The 18,649-nt window shown below is 60.5% G+C and carries 17 protein-coding genes; 15 read left to right on the plus strand and 2 right to left on the minus strand.

The window, feature by feature from the left end; all coding sequences use genetic code 11:
- Positions 1-8: 8 nt before the first annotated feature.
- Positions 9-1,514: an amidohydrolase family protein gene (locus HY067_18730; GenBank protein ID MBI3529987.1), complete on the minus strand. Its 1,506-nt coding sequence runs from the start codon at positions 1,512-1,514 to the stop codon at positions 9-11.
- A gap of 212 nt (positions 1,515-1,726) precedes the next feature.
- Here HY067_18730 and HY067_18735 point away from each other — a divergent pair, with 212 nt between their 5' ends.
- Positions 1,727-2,773: a hypothetical protein gene (locus HY067_18735; protein ID MBI3529988.1), complete on the plus strand. Its 1,047-nt coding sequence runs from the start codon at positions 1,727-1,729 to the stop codon at positions 2,771-2,773.
- A gap of 189 nt (positions 2,774-2,962) precedes the next feature.
- Here HY067_18735 and HY067_18740 read toward each other — a convergent pair whose 3' ends face one another.
- Positions 2,963-3,964 (minus strand): alpha/beta fold hydrolase, encoded by a 1,002-nt coding sequence (locus HY067_18740; protein ID MBI3529989.1) that lies wholly within the window; start codon positions 3,962-3,964, stop codon positions 2,963-2,965.
- Between the two features lie 475 nt (positions 3,965-4,439).
- Here HY067_18740 and HY067_18745 point away from each other — a divergent pair, with 475 nt between their 5' ends.
- From HY067_18745 to HY067_18810, 14 genes are all read left to right on the plus strand, one after another.
- On the plus strand, positions 4,440-5,426 hold the full coding sequence (locus HY067_18745; protein ID MBI3529990.1) for a serine/threonine protein kinase: 987 nt from the start codon (positions 4,440-4,442) through the stop codon (positions 5,424-5,426).
- A gap of 130 nt (positions 5,427-5,556) precedes the next feature.
- Positions 5,557-6,810 carry a polyhydroxyalkanoate depolymerase gene (locus HY067_18750; protein ID MBI3529991.1) on the plus strand — a complete coding sequence of 418 codons (1,254 nt, stop codon included), beginning with the start codon at positions 5,557-5,559 and terminating at the stop codon, positions 6,808-6,810.
- A gap of 102 nt (positions 6,811-6,912) precedes the next feature.
- Positions 6,913-7,251, plus strand: coding sequence for an SDR family oxidoreductase (locus tag HY067_18755; GenBank protein ID MBI3529992.1), 339 nt, complete (start codon positions 6,913-6,915; stop codon positions 7,249-7,251).
- Between the two features lie 60 nt (positions 7,252-7,311).
- A complete protein-coding gene (locus tag HY067_18760) occupies positions 7,312-8,283 on the plus strand; it encodes a quinone oxidoreductase (GenBank protein MBI3529993.1) in 972 nt (323 codons plus the stop codon).
- Between the two features lie 109 nt (positions 8,284-8,392).
- Positions 8,393-9,157 (plus strand): glucose 1-dehydrogenase, encoded by a 765-nt coding sequence (locus tag HY067_18765; protein MBI3529994.1) that lies wholly within the window; start codon positions 8,393-8,395, stop codon positions 9,155-9,157.
- A 174-nt stretch (positions 9,158-9,331) separates the two neighbouring features.
- A complete protein-coding gene (locus HY067_18770) occupies positions 9,332-10,096 on the plus strand; it encodes a glucose 1-dehydrogenase (GenBank protein ID MBI3529995.1) in 765 nt (254 codons plus the stop codon).
- Between the two features lie 41 nt (positions 10,097-10,137).
- A complete protein-coding gene (locus HY067_18775; GenBank protein MBI3529996.1) occupies positions 10,138-11,157 on the plus strand; it encodes a dehydrogenase in 1,020 nt (339 codons plus the stop codon).
- Positions 11,158-11,302: 145 nt separating this feature from the next.
- Positions 11,303-12,115: a hypothetical protein gene (locus HY067_18780; GenBank protein MBI3529997.1), complete on the plus strand. Its 813-nt coding sequence runs from the start codon at positions 11,303-11,305 to the stop codon at positions 12,113-12,115.
- Positions 12,116-12,178: 63 nt separating this feature from the next.
- Entirely contained in the window at positions 12,179-13,198 is a 1,020-nt protein-coding gene (locus HY067_18785) for a hydroxyacid dehydrogenase (protein ID MBI3529998.1), read from the plus strand.
- 98 nt (positions 13,199-13,296) lie between these two features.
- Positions 13,297-14,286 (plus strand): TRAP transporter substrate-binding protein, encoded by a 990-nt coding sequence (locus HY067_18790; protein ID MBI3529999.1) that lies wholly within the window; start codon positions 13,297-13,299, stop codon positions 14,284-14,286.
- A 203-nt stretch (positions 14,287-14,489) separates the two neighbouring features.
- Positions 14,490-14,975 carry a TRAP transporter small permease gene (locus HY067_18795; protein MBI3530000.1) on the plus strand — a complete coding sequence of 162 codons (486 nt, stop codon included), beginning with the start codon at positions 14,490-14,492 and terminating at the stop codon, positions 14,973-14,975.
- The gene (locus HY067_18800) at positions 14,968-16,272 is read left to right on the plus strand and encodes a TRAP transporter large permease (protein MBI3530001.1); all 1,305 of its coding nucleotides are present in this window, start codon (positions 14,968-14,970) and stop codon (positions 16,270-16,272) included. Before HY067_18795 ends, HY067_18800 begins: the two co-directional genes overlap by 8 nt.
- Positions 16,273-16,287: 15 nt before the next feature.
- On the plus strand, positions 16,288-17,163 hold the full coding sequence (locus tag HY067_18805; protein MBI3530002.1) for a TauD/TfdA family dioxygenase: 876 nt from the start codon (positions 16,288-16,290) through the stop codon (positions 17,161-17,163).
- Positions 17,164-17,321: 158 nt separating this feature from the next.
- Entirely contained in the window at positions 17,322-18,404 is a 1,083-nt protein-coding gene (locus HY067_18810; GenBank protein ID MBI3530003.1) for an alpha/beta fold hydrolase, read from the plus strand.
- The last annotated feature ends 245 nt before the right edge of the window (positions 18,405-18,649 follow it).

Below are 18,649 nucleotides of genomic sequence, written 5' to 3' on the forward strand. Positions count from 1 at the left end.
CGGCGGCCTTACGCCGTCCTGGTCCCGACGTAGCCGTAGGCGACGTTGTTGCGTTCCACCCCCTCGGCTTCGTAGCTCTGCTTCATCAGCGCCAACTGGTCGCGGCTGAGATCCGGATACTCCGCCTGGATCTTGTACTTGTACAGACGCGCCGAGTTCTCGCCGAAGATCGTGTTCTTGATCTTGCCGTCGGCTGCGCCGAGCCTGGTTTTCCAGCCCATCTTCTGCATGATGTCGTCCGGAACTTCCAGACGGCGGAAGGCTTCGATCTGCCACTGCGGGCTGCCGTACCAAACCGAGTCCGAACCCCAGACCACGTGATCCGCACCCATGTGGTTCACCATCTGCCCGATCATGGCCGCTGCCAGGCGCGGGCTGGCCACGGCGACCGTCGCGAACGTCGTGCCGAGCTCGGCGTAGACGTTTTTACAGCCGTGCTTGCTGGCAAGCTCGCATACATCCGTCGTCCAATCGATGCGGCCGGTCTGTTCGAACTTGTCGAGCGAGTGCTGCGGATCCTCGAGGAAGTTCCTCATCGCGCCGTGATAGATGATGAAGTTGATCTGCGGCCAGTCTTTCGCGGCCTTGAGCACGTCGTCCGGGGTGGCATGTTTCCACACGCCGGGCCAGGAAGTCTCGTAGTCGAGCGGCAACAGGCCCTTGTGGATCGCGATGGTCCTGATGCCAGACTTCATTGCTTTCTCGTACCACGGGTAGACCAGTTTTTCGTCATCCAGGCGCCAGGCGGTGCCTTTGGTGGATGGCGACAAGGGATCCCCGATCGTGTAGCACTTCCATGCATCCGGCTTCAGTTCGGCGATACCCCTATCCACTTCATCCATCCACCCCGGCTGTCCCGGCGTGATCACCGTGTGGCCGAACAGGCGGCGCGAACCCGCAACCTTGTTGATTGCGGAACGAGCCTGGATGATCTGGTCGTTGGAGAGCAGCCACCAGGTGGGATCGTCGAAGGGCGCCCCGGACAGTAGCGCGACTTTGGTGTCGCTGTCGAGGTAGATCTCCTTCAGATAGTTCTGGAACTTGTAGCGCTGCAGCACCAGCGGTATGTCTTTCAGCATGTCAGGGTTCCAGTGCTCGGACGCGTATTTGCCCAGGCCCAGCAAACCCTCCTTGTCGAAATCGTCGCGCACGAAGTGCGTCTGATCGTCGAAGATGAATTGCTTCTTCAGCGCGTTGGCGCGCGCGTCCGCTGCATCGGTATCCGCGGCTTCCGCTTCGGACACGTTCCATACCGGACCGAACACTTCGTTCATGGCCAGGAACGCGACCGCCATGCCCGAGGACGTCTTCAGGAAGTGGCGGCGGTCCATGTTCAATTTTTTCGCATACTGGTCGGCGAGTTCCTTGATGCGTCCCTCGACCTGCTTCTGCTTTTCGGTTTGCGGCAACGGATTGTATTCGCCGTTTGAAACGATCTGCGTGGGTACCGGCGACGCAAAGCTGGCGTCATCGGCGTGCGCAGTTTGTTTACGTTCTTTTTCGGTTAACCACATGCTCGACTCCCCCTATAGGAATAGGAATGTTTCGTGGGCCTGCTGAACGTTCAGAAGACGGCGCGTCGGGGGTGTTTCCACTTATTTGCACCGGCGGCCGCCTCTTTCGTTCTAGCACTTGACCGGACAGAGTCAAGACAAGCTTTCGTTGCGACACGGCAGGGCGTTTCGATCCGCCGTTGCTACAATGGCCGCCCGCTGAATCCGACCCAATGAAAACCCTTCCCGATCCCCGTCGTTACGTGCCGTTCTCGTCGAATTCGCTGGTCGCGCTCGCTCAACAGGCGGTTGGACTGGGTTCTGCGATGCAGCACGGAAAGGCAGCCGAAAACCTGTCTGACGCCATTGAGCGGGCTCTTCGGAGCGGCGACGATCCACTGATCGAGCAGGCGCTCGCCCAATCAACCTCCCATGCGGCGTTTCGAATGCTGGCCGCTGCGCTGGATGCCGCGCTGAAAGCGCCCGGTGAAGCGGCGCTGCATTTGCGCATCTTCGCCATTCCGATCCTGGTCGTGACGGGTGGGCGCGGGCCGCTCATCCTGCCGGGAGTGGTGGCGGACGTCGGGGAACTGAAGAAGCTGTTTGAAATGCACGGCACGCTTGGCCCGATGAAGAATTTCGGCCTGAGCGGTGCATTGGTCTCGGCGGCGGGGCTCGCCGCGCTGAAACCGAGCGCGGTCTATCGCCGGTCACGCGAAACGGACCGGAAAAATTTCCCGCCGCTGGATCTCCCGCCCGAGGAAATCCACATAGCGGGCGACGAAGAAGAGGTGCATCTGCGTTTTCTGACCGGCGTTTCTGTCACATCCGCCGATGCTCCGGGATTTACCGAAACCGCCGGCAATATCGGCGCATGGGGAATGCCGTTCACCCGGGCGCTGGCCGCCCAGCTGGGGCAGCCGGGATTGTCGCTGTTGCCGATACCTCGACCGCCGATGAGTCATCTGCAGGCGATCGAAGCCGGCAAATTCGCCGCAAGTGAACTCGGCTTCCAGTTGTTCCTCAGCGCCGCGCTGCGCAAGTTCCGCGCGCATGTCGGCGAGGCCGAGGCCGTTGTTGCCGCCTGCGCCGATGGCAGCATCCGCATCCGCTTGCGTTCGCCTTTCGACGCATCGCTGTCGCAGGAATATGGTTGGGCGCTGCAACCCGGCGACGACTTGGCGGCGGTCGGCAGTGGCATTTTCAGCCTGCTGGCGGAGTGTCGGGTGACAAATGTCCAAGTCGCCGAAACCATCCAGCCTGTTGCAGCTTCGCATTAGATCAAATTCGAAAGGCGTCGACGCAAAGGTCGCAGAGGAAAAGCAAGAAAGGTCGCAGAGGAAAACCTTAACGAATAACGTCCGTGAGACGAACAATCTAACGACAAGCGATATTGGATTTTTTCTTCCAATAATGTTTTTGCCTTTCTCTGGGTCCTTTGCGTCCTCTGCGCCTTTGCGTTGAGATTTTTATTTTGCTGCTTCATCCAGGAACAACTGCACTTCGCGGAACAGTTGCAGGCGGTTCTTTTCCATGATGACCGTGTGCGTGCCTTCGCCGATTTCCACGTAGCGCTTCGCCGGTGTGTTTTTCAGCAGCGGGAACAGCGCCTGCGACATGTAGGCCGGTGTGTCCTGGTCCCACTCCGCCTTGATCAGCAGCGTAGGCACGCGAATGTTCGCGGGATCGTAATAGGGTTTGCCGGAGGCCCAGTAATCCTGCACGTCCTGAATCACGCCATTGGGCGCGCGCAACTGTCCGCTGTCCTTCGCCTTCGGATCGGTTCCCCAGGTGGCTTCCGCCCAGGCGTCGAACCAGCCCGCCGGGATGAGGTCCGCCTGTTTGTCCTCCGGAACGCCGGTGAGCCAGCGCTTCCTGGCGTTTTCCTTGGTTACCGCGCGATACGCGCCCAGCGGCCCGTCGCCGCCGATCAGACCCGGGGTGTTGCGCAGCCAGAGCGGCGCATACAGTGCGAGCTTGTTGACCTTGTCATTGTTGGCGGCGGTGTAAGCCGCCATGATCGATGTGCCCCAGGACCAGCCGAGCAGATTGATCTTCGACACTTTGCGCCGCTTCATGATGTAGTCCACCGCCGTGCCGACGTCGCGCACGGCGACATCCGTGGTCACGATGGGTGTGTTGTCCCTGGCCGGTTGGTCCATTTCCGGCGGTCGCGTCGACTGGCCGTAGCCGCGCAGGTCCAAGAGGTAGACATCCCAGCCGTGCGCGGCGATGTAATCCATCCACGACATGCCGTCGAGCCGGAGGTCGAACGCGGTCGTGGCGGGATAGGTTGCGCCGTGCACGTACAGCAAAATTCTGTCGGCCGATATGACGACTTCCTGCGGGCGCTTGTTGCGGATGTAGAGCTGGATGCCCGGCGTGTCGGACGCAATGGTGATGTGCTCGGTCACCAGCGCGGGCACCTTGCTCTTGATCTCGTCTTCATGCGCGGCTGCGTCGTGGACCATTGGGGCGGCGATTGCGATGGTGGCTGCCGCCAGGAACACTCGGATAACGGACTTCAACTTGATCTCCTTGAACGCGCCGTGTAGGCGCCGGCTGCCACTGTAGCGAAAGCGGCTACGCACGTCACCCTGTGCCACACAAGCCCAATAAAACGTGAACCACGGATACCCTCGCGAAGCGTGGAGTACCCTTTTAGGACACGGAGGGCACGAAGGAAAGGCAAGAGAAGAACAGAAACCGGGCTAGGGGGTTTCATTGGCGGACGACTTGTCGCGATTAAAAATTTGCGCGTACAGGTGCGCAGACAGTTATCTCGCATTTAACCCCTATCGTTCTTTCCCGTTTCTGTTTTTCCTCCGTGCCCTAAAAGGGTACTCCACGCTTCGCGAGGGTATCCGTGGTTCATTTGTTTCGCCTTGAATTCCTTCCGCTTTGCTTCGTCGTGAGCCGCGGGATTTTTTCGCGTATCGTCGCGGCATGAGCGAAACGACACCACCGTATGCCGGACTGACGCCCGATCTGATTCTGAACGCAATCGATTCCACCGGATTCCGCACCGATGGACGATTGCTCGCATTGAACAGCTATGAAAATCGGGTCTATCAGGTCGGGATTGAAGAGGAGAAGCCCCTCATTGCCAAGTTCTACCGCCCAGCACGCTGGACCGATGAACAGATACTCGAAGAGCATGCCTTTACCGCGGAACTGGCGGAGCGCGAGATTCCGGCGGTTCCCGCCCTGGTGATTCTCGATTCGACGCTGCATGCGTTCGAAGGATTTCGCTTCGCCTTGTACCCGCGCCGCGGCGGGCGGGCGCCCGAACTGGACGATCCTGATACGCTGGAATGGCTGGGCCGTTTCATCGGGCGCATTCATGCAGTCGGCGCGATCGCCCCATTTGCGCACCGTCCCGCTTTCGACATGGCGAGTTTCGGCGAGGAGCCGCGCGCGTATCTGCTCGGCAGCGAATGGATTCCCGCCGAACTTCGCGATGTCTATTCCAGCGTCATCGACCAGGCGTTGGCCGGCGTGCACGATTGCTTCGATCGCACGGGCCCGGTCAGCAACTTACGCCTGCATGGCGATTGCCATCCCGGCAACGTGTTGTGGACGGACGACGGACCGCACTTCGTCGACTTCGACGATGCCCGCATGGGCCCCACCATGCAGGACTTGTGGATGTTGTTGTCGGGTGACCGGGCTTCGATGACCCGACAGCTTTCCGATGTGCTGGCGGGGTATGAGGATTTCGCGGAATTCGACCGTCGCGAACTCGGCCTGATCGAGGCGCTGCGCACGTTGCGGATGATCCACTATTCGGCGTGGCTTGCGCGGCGCTGGGATGACCCCGCATTCCCCGCGGCATTTCCCTGGTTCCACACGACGAAATACTGGCAAGACCAGATTCTGCAACTGCGGGAGCAGGTTGCGGCCATGCAGGAACCCACGCTCGGGCCGTTATAACAGTCGGGACCGGGTCATATCGCTTCCTTGACGCTCCATGACAGAGTCTTTACAGTCCGCCGAGTCCGGGCTTTCGGACGTTTCACATTGAGAAATCGGCGGTTTTCAGCCTTCTCCGAAACGAGGCACGATGATCTATCAGTTGCATGAATTTCAGAAATCGGTGATGGCACCCGCGGTGGCATGGGCTGATACCGCACGGCATCTGTTTACCAATCCGCTGAGCCCGCTGGCCTACACGCCGCTGTCCCGAACCATTGCCGCCAACAGCGAGATGTTTGTGCGCCTGATGCGGCGTTATCCTAAGCCGGAGTGGGGCATCGACGAAGCTCTGGTCAATGGCGAGCGCGTGGCGATCACCCGCGAAGTCGTGATCGACAAGCCGTTCTGTCAATTGCTGCATTTTCGCAAGGCCGTCGACGTCGAGCAGCCGAAGCTGTTGATCGTGGCACCGCTGTCCGGGCATTTCGCGACGTTGCTGCGCGATACGGTACGTACCGCGCTGGCCGACCATGACGTCTGGATCACCGACTGGGTGGACGCAAAGATGGTGCCCCTGGCGCAGGGCGCTTTCCATCTCGACGACTACGTCGACTACATTCGCGAATTCATCCGTTTCTTGTCGCCGGAACTGAACGTGATGTCGGTATGCCAGCCGACGGTGCCGGTGCTGGCCGCGGTATCGCTCATGGCTGCGGAAAACGATCCCGCCGTGCCGAAGGCGATGATCATGATGGGCGGCCCGATCGACACGCGCCGCAATCCGACCACAGTGAACGATTTTGCCTCGGGACGCCCGCATTCCTGGTTCTCCGATCAGGTCATCATGCGCGTGCCGGCCAACTATCCGGGCTTCATGCGCAAGGTCTACCCGGGATTCCTGCAGCACGCGAGCTTCCTGGCGATGAATCCGGATCGTCACATGGATGCGCACAAACGGTTCTACAATCATCTGGTCCGTGGCGATGGCGACAGCGCCGAGGGCCACCGCAAGTTCTACGACGAATACAACGCCGTGCTCGACATGCCGGCCGAGTACTACCTCGACACGATCAAGGTCGTGTTCCAGGAATTCCAGTTGCCGAAGGGGAAATGGTCGGTACGCGGTGCCCCGGTGCGTCCGGAAACGATCCGCAAGACCGCGCTGTTCACGATCGAGGGCGAACTGGATGACATTTCCGGCAACGGCCAGACCGAAGCGGCGCAAACGCTCTGCAGGAGCATTCCTTCCGACAAGCGCAAACATCTGCTGGCGAAGGGCCTGGGGCATTACGGCATCTTCAGCGGCCGCAAATTCCGCGAAACGGTTTACCCGCAGATCCGCAGTTTCGTCCGCCTCGTGTCCCAGCGCGAAGCCGATCTCAAGCTGGTGCGCGTAAAGTAGACTACGGCGGCCGGCGTCGCCCCGCCCTCTGCACTGGATTCGACAAAAATCTGACTAGCATCGCCGCACCGCAGGCCATGCGCACGCACGTTCGGCAGTGGAATGGTCCCCGGCGATGCTCCCAGCAAGGGCGGCGCCGCGCGACTGACCAAGTTGCTCGCGATCGCGTATGCCCCTGATACAATACGAGTGAATGCTGTCGCGCCGGGCTGGATTGCCACTCCCCCGACCCGGGCGCTGCAGGACGATCTCTCCCGCCGTCAACCCCTTATCGACCGTACGCCGATGAAGTGCTGGGATCGTCCTGACGTTATCGCCGGCGCGGACGAAAAAGGCTCGACCGTCGATTACGAGGAGGTGTTCACCAAGATCGAGATATACCGCGCTCACTATCAAAAAGCAGGCCTCGGCGCGGATTTCGTGAATCAGTTCGTTAGTTAGGGGTGAGGGTTTGTACGCCACTCGAGGCATCGGTCGACAAACAACAATCAGGAGTGAGACATGGCTAAGGCGATACGTTTCCACAAAACAGGCGGGCCCGAAGTCCTGCAGCTCGACGATGTTGAAGTCGGCGCTCCCGCAGAGGGCCAGGCAAAAGTCAGGCACACCGCGATCGGCCTGAACTTCATCGATACCTATCATCGGTCCGGCCTCTATCCGTTGCCGCTGCCGAGCGGCGTCGGCAGCGAAGGCGCAGGTGTGGTGGAGGCAATCGGCAAGGGTGTAACGCAGGTGAAGGTCGGCGACCGTGTGGCCTATGCCGGCGGCCCGCCGGGCGCCTATTCAGAAGTTAGACTGTATCCGGCAGGGAGGCTGGTCAAGGTGCCGGAGGGCATTTCCGATCAGCAGGCGGCGGCGGCGATGCTCAAGGGCCTCACGGTGCAGTATCTGATTCGGCGGGTGTACCGCGTGCAGAAGGGCGAGACGGTGTTGTTCCACGCCGCGGCCGGCGGCGTCGGACTGATTGCCTGCCAGTGGCTCAAAGCGCTCGGTGCGACCGTGATCGGTACCGTCGGGTCCGACGAGAAAGCCAAGATCGCGAAGGCGCACGGCTGCGACCACGCCATTGTCTATACACGCGAGAATTTCGCCGAGCGCGTGAAGGAAATCACCGGCGGCGCGAAAGTGCCGGTGGTGTTCGATTCGGTCGGCAAGGACACTTTCGCGGGCTCGCTCGACTGCCTGAAGCCGCGCGGCCTGCTGGCCGTGTTCGGCAACGGTTCGGGACCCGTGACCGGTGTTGACATCAACACGCTGGCAAGGGGTTCATTCTACGTGACCAGGCCGACGCTGATGACTTACACCGCGGCTCGCAAAGACCTGGAAGCGTCCGCGAAGGAATTGTTCGAAGTGGTGAAAGCAGGCAAGGTCAAGATCGAGATCAACCAGACTTACAAGCTGGGGGACGCCGCGCAGGCGCATCGCGACCTAGAAGCGCGCAAAACCACCGGCTCGACCGTGCTGCTGCCGTAAAAGCAGGACTGAGGACTCGGGACTGAGGACTGAGAAAAAAGACGAGACGAGTTAGGTTGCCAGTCACCAGTTACCCGTCACCAGTCACCGATTTTGGGGAGGAGGAATGATCGAAGATCTGAAGAATAAAGTCGTCCTGGTTACCGGTGCCAGCACCGGCATCGGCGCAGCCGCAGCGATTGCATTTGGACAGAATGGGGCGAAAGTCGCGGTGCACTACAACAAGAGCAGGGCCGAAGCCGAGAAAGTCGCGGCGCAGGTGGAGAAGGCCGGCGGCAAGGCATTGCTGGTCGGTGGCGACGTCACCGACTCCGCGATCTGCAAGCAGATTGTCGACAAGACGGTCGCCGGCTTCGGCCGCATCGATGTGCTGATCAACAACGCCGGCGGACTGGTGCAGCGCGCGCCGATCGAAACCATTACCGACGAATTGTTCGAGCAGGTCATCAACCTGAATGTGCGCTCGACCATGATCTGTTCTGGCGCCGCTGCGCAACAGATGCGCAAGCAGGGTAGTGGCGGCGCCATCATCAACGTGACCTCGGTAGCGGCTCGCCATGGCGGCGGGCCGGGTGCGTCGCTCTACGCAGGATCGAAGGGTTTCGTGAGCACCATTACGCATGGCCTCGCCAAGGAACTGGTCAAGGACAAGATCCGCGTGAACGCGGTGGCGCCCGGCGTCATCACGACACCTTTCCACGATCGTTACTCCACGCCGCAGATGCTCGAAAGCTTCAAGGCCAGCATTCCGATGAACCGGCTCGGAAGCGCGGACGAGTGTGCGGGCGCCTTCCTGTTTCTCGCGTCGGAGAAGCTCAGCGGTTACATGACCGGGCAGATCCTGGAAGTGAACGGCGGGCAGTACATGCCCTGACGCGAAGCGTCGGGCATGCGTGACGGCGTGATTCTTTTTTATACTCCCTTGAGGGGTGCGAACGTGTCCACAGGGATACCGGGCTGCGCCCATAACGCGTGACGGGATGTAAAAAAGCCTTAGAGCTTGTTCGTCACGATCTAACAGAAGTTACAAGAACAACAAATATCGGAGGTGGCAAACATGTTCAATCTGGCCGGGAAGGTGGCGTTGGTATCGGGCGCATCCCGCGGTTTGGGCTGGGCGATGGCGCAATCGCTGGCAACGGCCGGCGCACATGTGATCCTGAATGCGCGCGACGAATCGGCGCTGAAAGATCGGGTCAGGGAACTTGCGGCCAAGGGCCTGAAAGGCGAGGCGGTGACCTTCGATGTCACCGACCACGCCGCGGGCGGTGCCTGCATCCAGGCCGCAGTAAAGAAGCACGGCCGGTTCGACATCCTCGTCGCCAATGCCGGCATCCAGCACCGAAAGCCGATCACCGAGTTCGAAGCCGCCGATTTCGAGCGGGTGGTTGCCACCAATCTCACTGCAGTGTGGGCGCTGGCGAAAGAAGCCGCGAAAGCGATGATCCCGGCGAAGCGAGGCCGCATCATCATGACAGGCTCGGTTGCCGCCATTCTCGCCCGGCCCACCATTTCCGCTTACATTGCCAGCAAGGGGGCGGTGCACGCGCTGACCCGCGAACTGGCGGTGGAACTGGCGCCGCACAATATCACCGTCAATTCGATTGCGCCTGGCTACTTTGCCACCGAGATGAATACCGCGCTGATCCAGAACAAGGAATTCAACGACTGGGTTTGCAAGCGCACGCCGGCGGGGCGTTGGGGCAAGCTTGACGAGATTGGCCCGGTTGCGGTGTTTCTCGCGTCGGACGAGGCGTCTTTCGTGAACGGCCATATTCTGGTGACGGACGGGGCGTTCAGCGCGGCAATGTAAACGCCGCAGGGGTTAGGGATTAGGGACGAGGGGAACAGCAATTGGCGAAATTCAAGATTGGAATCTCCCGCGACGCGATCACCGCGAACGGCACGATATTCGGTGAAGAAGCATTCAAGGTGCTCGAGGATCCGGCGGTCGAATGGGAGTTCCTGCCGGAGAAGGTGGCGGAATTGCCGCCGGAATACGGCGATGCCTACGACGCAATCTGTCTGATGTCGGCGAAGGTCACGCGCAAGACGCTGTCGACGCCCGATAGAAAAGTAAAACTGATTGCCCGATTCGGTGTCGGCTATGACGCGGTCGACGTGGCCGCGTGCACTGAAAACGGTGTCTTGCTGACCATTACGCCCGACGGCGTGCGCCGGCCGGTGGCGGCCAGCGTGATCGGCTTCGTGCTCGCGCTCGCGCACCGCATGTTCCTCAAGGACAGGCTGACGCGCGAAGGGCGTTGGGCGGAAAAAGGCAACTATCTCGGCAGCGGTTTGATGGGGCGCACGCTCGGCGTGATCGGCGTCGGCAACATCGGCAAGGAGATCTTCAAACTCGCGCAGCCCTTCGGAATAAAACTGCTGGGCTGCGATCCCAATGTCCCGCAGTCGGCCGTGGCATCGCTCGGCGTGACCATGACCGACAAGGACACACTACTCAGACAGTCGGACTACATCTCGGTCAATACGCTGCTCGATGACAAAACCCGGGGTCTCATCGGCGTACGCGAATTCGCACTGATGAAGCCCACTGCTTACTTCATCAATACGGCGCGCGGTCCGGTGGTCGTCGAATCGGCACTGATCGATGCGCTGAGGAACAATCGCATCGCCGGCGCCGCCATCGACGTGTTCGAGCAGGAACCGGTGTTGCCCGACAACCCGCTGCTGAAAATGGACAACGTGATCGTCGCCCCGCATGCTATCTGCCATACGGACGAATGCATGAGCCTGCTCGGCCAGAGCGCATTCAAGGCGGCGGTGGATCTGGCGCACGGCCGGAAACCGCACCTGATCGTCAACACGGAAGTGTTGAAGCATCCGGCGTGGGTAGGGAAGTTTCATGCGTAGCATGAAACTTCAGGTTGGAGGGCTGAGGTTCGAGGGTCGAGTGGGAGCGACAGAGTCCGGAGAGTTCACGATAACGGGCGTAGGCTTTAAATTGAGTCCCAATGTTTTTCTCGGCCCTTCCCAAACTAGCCACGGACACTGAACTATGCGGACCAATCCCGTCAAACAGAAACTCCTGAAAGACCAGCCCGTCTTCGGTGCTTTCGGCTGGGAATTCCTGGTTCCCGGCCTGCCGCAGATCGTGAAGTCCTGCGGCGCCGAATTCCTCCTGATCGACATGGAACACGCCGGTACCAGCTACGAAACGCTCAAGGACCAGGCGGCCCTGTGCCGCGGGCTCGATCTCGTGCCGATGGCAAGGGTGCCGGCAAATCAATATCACTACATCTCGCGCGCGCTGGATCTCGGCGTCATGGGCGTCATGGCGCCGATGGTGGGTTCCGCCGAAGAGGCGCGGCACATTGTTTCGTGCACGCGTTATCCGCCGGCCGGACGGCGTGGCGCGGCGTTCGGGTTCGCCTCGGACGACTACATCGGCGGCAGCGTCGCCGACAAGATCAGGATCGCCAACGAGCGCACGTTGGTCATGTGCCTGATCGAAACCGCGGAGGGCATCGAGAACGTGGAGAAGATCGCGGCTGTTCCCGGCGTGGATGTGCTCTGGCTCGGCCATTTCGATCTCACGAACTTCCTCGGCATCCCGGCGCAGTTCGACCATCCCAAATACGTCGCCGCGATCAAGAAAATGGTCGCCGCCGCGAAGAAGCACGGCAAAATCCTCGCCTGCATGACCGCGGACGAAAAATGGAGCCACGAGTACTGGGACAAGGGGTTCCGGTTGTTTGCCATGGGCGTCGATTCGATGCTGCTGCAAGGCGCGTTGACGCAGGGCATGGCGACGCTCAATTCACTCAAGGCTTCGGCAAAGGCAGAGAAGAAGAAGGCAAAGAAGAAGTAGGTGTTCGACCCGCGACCGGCCCGGGCGTCCAACAAGGGCCGGCGCATCCAAGGAGGAGAGAAAATGGTCCAGGCCCAATTTCGCGTCGGCATCACCCGGGACAACATCAAGCCCGACGGCAAGCCGATCTTCGACGAGTCAGCCTTCAAGCTCCTGCAGGACGCGGGCATCGATTATGAGTTCCTGCCCGAGATCGAAGCCGAGCTGACACCCGAGACCGCGGCCAAGTACGACGCGCTCGCCGTGATGCTGGCCAAAGTCACGCGCAAGACCGTATCCGGGCCGAACCGCCGGCTCAAGCTGATCGCCCGCTTTGGCGTCGGCTACGATACCGTCGACGTGCCGGCCTGCACCGAGAACGGAGTGATCCTGGCCATCACGCCCGACGGCGTGCGCCGTCCCGTGGCAACTTCTGCGCTGACATTTATCCTCATGCTCGCGCAGCGGGTCATGATCAAGGACCGCATCACCCGCGAAGGCCGCTGGGGCGAGCGTATGAACCACTTCGGCACCGGACTGTCCGGCCGCGTGCTCGGCTCGATCGGGGTGGGTAACATCGGCTCCGAACTGTTCCGCCTCGCCGCGCCGTTCGGCATGAGGTATCTGGCCTGTGATCCTTACGTGACCCAGGAATCGGTTGCGCCGCTCGGCGTGAAGCTGGTCGACATGGATACGCTGTTTCGCGAATCCGATTTCCTCTGCGTAAACTGTCCGCTCAGCGACGAGACCCGCAAGCTGGTCGGGTCCCGCCAGCTCTCCCTGATGAAGCCGGGCGCGTATTTCATCAATACCGCGCGCGGGCCGATCGTCGATGAAAAGGCGTTATACGAGGCGTTGTCGAACAATCGGATCGCGGGTGCCGGCATCGACGTGTTCGAACAAGAACCGGTCTCACCCGACAACCCCCTGCTCAAGCTGGAAAACATCGTGGTCACGCCGCATCACATCTGCCTGACCGACGAGTGCATCAACACGATCGCGGCAAGCGTGTTCAGTGCCTGCCGCGACCTCGCCGCCGGCCGCGTGCCGAAGAGCGTGGTCAATCAGGAAGTGCTGGGCAAAGTCACCTACTTTCACCGTTAAGATCAGGGCCGAGGATCGAGGGCCGAGGAGCGAGAGAAAGTGACTCAAACCTCGACCCTCGAGCGTCGAACTCTGCGATGATTCCATGGAGGATATACATGAATGCCGCCATCCGCTTCGTCTTCACGGCAATGCTCGCGGTTGCCATCACATCGTCCGTGGTCCGCGCCGAGACGATTACCTTGCATGGTGCGGTCCAGTTCAACGATGAGCACGCGTTTAACAAGACACTGCTCAAGTTCGAGGAACTGATCAAAAAGTACTATGGCAAACCGGTCGACTTCGTCCTGCACCGAAACAGCGAACTGGGTACCGAGAAAGATTATTTCGCCTACCTGAGCCAGGGCATCTCGGTGGACTACGCCATCGTTTCGCCCTCGCACATGTCCACCTTCGCCAAGTCGGCGCCGCTGATGGACATGCCTTTCCTGTTTCGCGACCTGGACCAATGGCATAAGGTGCTGGACGGCGACGCGCTCAAGCCGATCGCCGATGAGGTGGCGAAGCGCGCCGATGTGATGATCCTGGGCTATGCCGGCGGCGGCACCCGCAATCTGATCGTGAACAAGCCGGTGCGCAACATGCAGGAGCTCAAGGGGCTGAATATCCGCGTCATGGGCGCGCCGGTACAGACCAAGATGTTCCAGGCGATTACCACGTCACCCACCGTCATCGCCTATACCGAAATCTACAACGCGATCCAGACCGGTGTGATCCAGGCCGCGGAAAACGAGGCGGCCGGACTGGAGCAGATGAAGTTCTACGAAGTCGGCCCGCATATTTCATTGACGCGCCACGCTATTACCGTGCGCCCGGTCTGCTTTTCCGGCAAGACCTTCCGCCGCCTGCCGAAGGAGCTGCAGGACGCGATCGTCAAGGCCGGGCGCGAAGCCGGCGCTTACGGACGCAACCTTGAGTCGAGCGAAGATCAGGCCCGGCTGCAGCGCATGGAAAAGGAAGGCAAGTTGAAGACCTACGTATTTGCCGACCGCGATCAGTTGCTGAAGCTCGCCGAGCCGATCAAGCAGATGTATGCGAAGGAAGTCGGCGCCGAAGACGTGCTCGCCCGCATCAACGCAATCAAGTAAAGATAATTCCAACACCCAACGCAGAGACGCAGAGAACGCGGAGATCGCAGAGAAATGCACATCGTGGGTAAGAGCAGAAACGATCACGATCCGCGCAATGGCCACCCTCGCAAATATTACAGGCCGTTCCCTGTCCCGTTTTCTTTCATTCGTGTTCCTTTGCGTCCTCTGCGATTTCTGCGTCTCTGCGTTGAGGTTTTCACTTGAAGAAAATCGTCGATTACTTCTACCGTGGGCTGCAGATCCTGCTCACGCTGCTGATGGGATTGCTGATCTTGCCGGTGTGCATGCAGATCCTGTCGCGCTTTACCGGATTCATCCCGCGCTATATCTGGACCGAGGAAGCGGCACGCTTGGCCTTCATCTGGATCATCATGCTCGGCTCGATGATCGCAGTGCGCGACGGCACGCATTTTGACCTGGAAGTATTGCGGCAACCGAAAACTCCGCGCGGTCGGGCGCTGATGCGGATGGTGCGTCACGCCATGATGTTGCTGGTTGCATTGACCTTCGTGTGGTTCGGCTACGAGTTCTCGCTGTTCGGCTACAACCAGGAATCGGAGCTCACCGGACTCAACATGCTCGCGATCCACATAGCGTGGCCGCTGGCCGGTGTGGCCTACACGATCTTCCTGTTCGAGAAGCTGCGCAAAGACGTGCAACTGTATCGCGGGGGTCACGATGAGTAGCTTCCAGGTTGCGCTGATCCTGTTCGGCATGTTTTTCGTGCTGTTGCTGCTGAGGGTGCCGGTGGCGTTCGCGCTGGGACTGGCCTGCGTGCCGGTGTTTTTCATCGACGAGCGGCTTACACCTTTCCTGCTGCTGAACGAAATGCTCAAGTCCTACAACTCGTTCCTGCTGCTCGCCATTCCATTCTTCCTGCTGGCGGCCAACCTGATGAACGCGGCGGGCATCACCGAGAAGCTGATCAAACTCGCGCGTACCGTTGTCGGCCACCTTCCCGGCGGGTTGGGGCACGTGAACGTGGTGGTCAGCATGCTGTTCGCGGGCATTTCCGGCTCCAGCACCGCCGAGACCGCGGGCGTGGGCGGCGTGCTGATCCCGGCGATGAAGAAGCAGGGCTTCGATGCGCGTTTTACCGTGGCGTTGACGGCGTGCGCATCGGTGATGGGCGTGATCATTCCGCCCAGCATCCTGATGGTGGTGTGGGGTGGCGTGATCTCGGTTTCGATCGGTGGACTGTTTCTCGCCGGGGTCCTGCCGGGCGTGATGATCGGCCTGTCGCTGATGGTCGTCGTGGTGATCTATGCCAAGCTGAGGCACTACCCGATCTACGCCCGGGCGACCCTGGCGGAGTTCGGCTCGGCGCTGTTGCATGCGCTCTTGCCGATGGCCACGCCGGCCATCATCGTCGGCGGGATCGTCGGCGGTTTCTTCACCCCGACCGAGGCCTCGGTGGTCGCGGTGATCTACGCGCTGCTGCTGGGCACGGTGGTGTATCGCACGGTCGGCATCCGCGAGATTCCAACCGTGCTTTACGAATCCGCGCGCTTTGCCGCGATATCGCTGTTCTGCATCGGCACCGCTTCCGCATTCGGCTGGCTGCTGGCCTACTTCCACGTGCCGCAGGTTTTCGTGAACTGGGTGTCGGGCTGGGGCGGAGGGCCGATCAGCGTCGGATTCATCGTGGCCGGCTCCTTTCTGGTCATCGGCTGCTTCATCGATGCCATTCCCGCCATCATCATTCTCGGTACCATTCTCGCGCCGCTGGCTGCGAGCGTGGGGATGCATCCGATCCATTTTGCAATCATCGGCGTGATCTCGATCGCGTTCGGGCTGGTGACGCCGCCCTACGGCTTGTGTTTGATGATCGCCTGCTCGCTCGGCAAAGTGACTATCCGCGAAGCGCTCAAGGACGTTCTGGTGCTGCTCATCCCAATGCTCGGCGTACTGACCTTCGTGATCCTGTTTCCCGAGGCTATACTTGCGTTACCGCGCTGGCTGATGCCTGCGTTCGTGAAATGAGCCTGAATTCGTGAAATGAGCCAGGCAAACATGATTTCGGTCAGAAAATCCTCGTCCTGCATGGGCGCCGACATCGACGGCCTCGATCTTTCGCAACCCTTGTCCGATGCGGCGTTCAATGAAGTCCGCGATGCACTACACCGCCACCACGTACTCGCCATTCGGGGGCAGAAGCTTCAGCCGGCGTCCTTCCTTGAATTTTCGAAACGCTTCGGCCCACCCGAGCCTCACGTGCTCGATCAGTTTCACCATCCGGAGTATTCGGACATCCTGGTGCTGTCCAACGTGGTTCGCGACGGCAAGCCGGTCGGGTTGGCGGACGGCGGTACCTACTGGCACAGCGATTATTCCTATCTGGATATTCCGGCGCGGGCCACGATGCTGTATTCGGTCGAAGTCCCAAAGGTCGGCGGCGACACGCTGTTCGCCGATCAGGAGCAGGCCTACGAAGACCTGCCAGCGGCGATGAAGAAGCACATCGAAGGACTGGTTACGCTGAATGTCTACGGCAATCGCGACGACCTCGATCAGACTTCGCGTACTTCCGCTTTCGCGCCGACCCTGGAGCAGAAGGAGAAGCGCGGCGCGTTACTGATCCGCCATCCGCTGGTGCGCCGCCACCCTTACAGCGGCCGCAAGGCGTTGTACGCGGTATCCGGGACTTCGTTCGCAATCGAGGGCATGCCTGACGAAGAAGGGATCGGCCTGCTGCGCGAACTGGCTGCGCATTCGACGCAGACGAAATACCAGTATCGCATGCAGTACGGCGTGGGCGATGTCGTGGTGTGGGACAACGCCTCCGTGCTGCATTCGGCGACACTGACCGATCCGCGCCATCTGCGCACGCTGTTCCGCGTCACCACCAAGGAATTGCGGCGTCCGGCGGCATAGGAGCATTTCCCAAGTCGGCAATCTAAAACCGAATCTTGAACCACGGAGGACACGGAGGACACGGAGAAGTGCGAGGTTCGACATGAACACAATCGGCTGGATACCCGTGTTCCCATGTCGTCATCCCGGGCGGATTCAGTGTCTCTCCTTGAAATCTCATGTTATTTCTCCGTGCCCTCCGTGATTCATTCTTTCCGTTCTTTCTGTTTTGCGCAGTAACGGCGCAGGCGGCGCCGTATCCCGAGCCGGTCCACGGCGACTTCATCCTTCGCGATTTTCGCTTCGCCAGCGGCGAAGCGCTTCCCGAACTCAGATTGCACTACTTCACGCTCGGTACGCCGGCGCGAAACGTGGATGGGCGCATTACTAACGCAGTGCTGCTGTTGCACGGCACGAACGGCCGGGGCGCAGGCTTTCTAACGGATAGTTTTGCCGGAGAACTTTTCAGCGGCAGCCAGCCGTTGGATGCGGGCCACTGGTTCATCATCGTTCCGGATAGCATCGGCCATGGCAAGTCGAGCAAGCCGAGCGACGGTTTGCGCGCGAGGTTCCCACGATACGTCTACGCCGACATGATCGAGGCGCAGTACCGCCTGGTCACCGAGGGGCTGGGTGTGGATCACCTGCGGCTGATCGTGGGTGCGTCGATGGGCGGCATGCACGCCTGGATGTGGGCGGAAAAATATCCGCAATTCATGGATGCGGTACTGCCACTGGTCTGTCTGCCCGCGCAGATCGCCGGCCGCAATCGCATGGAACGGCGGCTGATCATCGACGCGATCCGCAACGATCCGCAATGGAAGGACGGCAATTACGAGCAGCAACCGCAGGGACTCGTGACCGCGCTCAGGATGATTGTGATCAGTGCCGGCAGCACCAGGCAACTTTACCGCGAAGCGCCGACGCTGAATTCGACGGACTATCTTCTGGACAAGCTGGTGCAGCAGCGCATGCAGAATAGCGACGCCAATGATCTGCTTTACGCATGGGATGCTTCGCGCGACTACGATCCCGCACCGGGCCTGGAGGGTATCCGGGCTTCGGTCACCGCGGTCAATTTCGAGGATGACGAGCGCAATCCGGTCGAACTGGGCGTCATGGAGCGCGAGATCAGGCGCATTGCCGGCGCGCGGTACGTTCTGGTTCCCGCCAGTGATCGCACCCGCGGTCACGCCAGTGTCAACGATGCGACGTTGTGGAAAGACTACCTCGTGGAGTTGCTGGCGCGGTCTGCGCGCTGAGGATGCTTATCGAGCTTCAGAAAGCGCTCCTCCCTACACGCACAACCGTGTCTGATAGGGAGCCCCATTGATCGTCCGCTATCGACCCAAAGCGGAAGTTGCGGACGGCGGGAAGCAGACGTTCAACGTCAGAGTTGACGGGCGGCGGCGAACACAAGAGCGTTGAACCAACCACGCAATTTGGGAGAGCCGCTACCCGCCGCTCCGGTCCGATGACGTGTTATGTGGCGCCAGCAAAAAACGAG

It is taken from the genome of Betaproteobacteria bacterium (assembly GCA_016194905.1).
GTDB lineage: Bacteria > Pseudomonadota > Gammaproteobacteria > Burkholderiales > JACQAP01 > JACQAP01.